Annotated in this window: 1 protein-coding gene; it reads right to left on the bottom strand. The window is 64.9% G+C overall.

All coding sequences use genetic code 11. The features are described from left to right. Positions 1 to 2,578: non-ribosomal peptide synthetase (locus ACZ4TW_RS23865; protein WP_465546991.1), on the bottom strand; the 2,578-nt coding region annotated here is incomplete at its 3' end. Between the last annotated feature and the right edge of the window lie 69 nt (positions 2,579 to 2,647).

Here is a 2,647-nt window from a genome sequence, read left to right as displayed (position 1 = left end):
AACCATCAGCACGCCACCGCACCAGATCACCCGTCCGATACAACCGAGCACCCGGCACACCAAACGGATCCGCCACAAACCGCTCCGCCGTCAGATCCGGACGCGACGCATACCCACGCGCCAACTGCACCCCACCCAGATACAACTCACCCGGCACCCCCGCCGGCACCGGACGCAACCTCGAATCCAACACCACCGCCGACGAATTCCACACCGACACACCGATCGGCACCGACGACTGCCCCTCGATCACCTCATCGATCCGCTCGAACGTGATCTCCACAGCAGCCTCGGTCGGCCCATACAAGTTGTAGAACAACACATTCGGCAACCACGCACGCACCGGAGCAGCAACCGCGGGCGGCAACGCCTCACCAGTCGTCGACACGATCCGCACCGACTCCAACGCACGGACACCCGCCTCGCCCACAACCTCGAGGAACACCGACAACATCGACGGCACGAAATGCACCATCGTCGCCCCGGTACGCCGGATCTCGTCGGCGACATACCGCGGCTCCAGATGCCCCCCATCCCGGAGAATCACCAACGACGCACCCACCATGAACGGCGCAAACAACTCCGGCACCGAACAATCGAAGGTCGCCGGAGTCTTCTGCACCACCACATCCGACTCATCGATCGGCAGCTCATCAAGCCCCCACCACAGCCGATTCACCACCGCCTCATGAGTCAGCGTCACCCCCTTCGGACGCCCAGTGGATCCCGACGTGAACAATGTGTAGATCGCATCATCGGCGCGAATCGGACGCACCCGCTCATCATCAGAGATGATCCCCGCACCCGGATCAACGACCTCATCGGCATCGATCACAACCACATCAACCCGATCACCGAGACCGGCGATCCCCTCCGGCACACCCCCAGCCACCACCAACACCGTCGACACACCCGCCGTCTCGACCATGTACTGCACACGATCCATCGGCGCCGCCCTATCAATCGGCACATACTGCCCACCGGCAGCAACGATCCCATGCACCGCCACCAACAGCTCCACCGATCGCGGAACACACACCCCCACAGCAACATCCGGCCCCACACCACGCGCAAGCAACTCACGCGCCACCACCGACACCCGCGCACCAAACTCCGCATACGACACCACACGATCACCACAAACCAACGCCCGAGCATCCGACGTCGCGCGGACTCGTGATTCGATCATCTCGGTGACGGTCGGCGTCGGCAGTGCCCGGCGCTCTCCCCGACCGGCGGCCGTCACATCATGGCGTTCCTCGCCGAGGAGCAGCGTGCTCGACCCGACCGGCGCATCCGGATGTGCCGTGAGGTCATCGAGAAGTGACACCAGACGGTGCGCGAAGGCCTGCGATGTCGATCGGTCGAACAGGTCAGTGGCGTAGACGACGGCGCCGGCCCACGGTTGGCCTCCCACCGAAGGCGTGATGACCACCGACAGATCGAGCTGGGCGGTCACCGACTCCGGCTCGACCATGGCGACCGTCGCGCCACCGGGCAGCGACATCTCCTGGGACACCGAGCCGATCGGATCGAACGACAACATCACCTGCGCGAGCGGTGAGAATGCTTCCGAACGACTCGGGTTCAACTCCTCGACGATCGTCTCGAACGGAACGTCCGCATTCGAGAACGCCTCGAGATCGACGGCACGGACCTGATCGAGGAGTTCGGTGAAGGTCGCGTCCGGGTCGTAGGAAGTCCGGAGCACCAGGGTGTTGACGAACATGCCGATCAACGGCTCGATGGCCGCGTCTCCACGCCCGCCCACCGGGGTGGCCAGCGCGATGTCATCGATGGCTGCCAACCGGGCGACCTCGACGCTGAGGGCGGCGTGGACGACCATGAACGGCGTCACCCCGCGTTCCTGCGCCACTGCGGCGATCCGCTCGGCCACGGCGACCGGGATCTCGAAGGTGATGTATCCGCCGATTCCTGTCGCGGCGGTCGGACGCGCCCGGTCGGCAGGAAGTTCGGTGACGTCGGGAATCCCCGCGAGTTGGGTGCGCCAGTAGTCGAGCTGCCTGCCGATGACCGATTCCCGTTCGACATCGGAGCCCAGGACCTGGTGCTGCCACAGTGCGTAGTCGGCGAACTGCACCGGTAGCGGGGCGAATTCGGGGGCCTGGCCCACCAGTCGGGCCTGATACGCGTGGAGGAGATCGGAGACCAGCGGCCCCATGGATTCGCCGTCGGATGCGATGTGGTGCGTGATCACGGCCAGGATGTGGTCCGTGGAGTCGCCTCCGGCATCGCCGTCACCACCTCGACCTGCCAACCGCACACGGATCGGCCAATCCTCGGCGAGATCGAAGCCGGTGGTCACCGCGTCGACGATGTCCGACGGGTCCTCGACCGCGACCCAGTCGAGGTGTTCGGCGATCTCCGTCGTCGGGTGGATCACCTGATATGGGCGTCCGCCGTCGGCCGCGAAGGTGGTACGCAAGATCTCATGTCGCTCGATCACATCGATGATCGCGGCCCGGAGTGCGTCGGTATCGAGGGGACCGGTCACGCGCAGGACAGTGGGAATGTTGTAGGCCGGAGATCCGGGGTCGAATTGGTTGATGAACCACATCCGTTGCTGCGCAAACGACAACGGAACCCGCTCAGGCCGCGGCACCACAGCAACAATCGGAGCCAACCG

It is taken from the genome of Agromyces sp. NPDC029043, from assembly GCF_055564615.1.
Note: the sequence above shows the minus strand (reverse complement) of the source record. Positions and strands in the feature narration are given on the sequence as shown.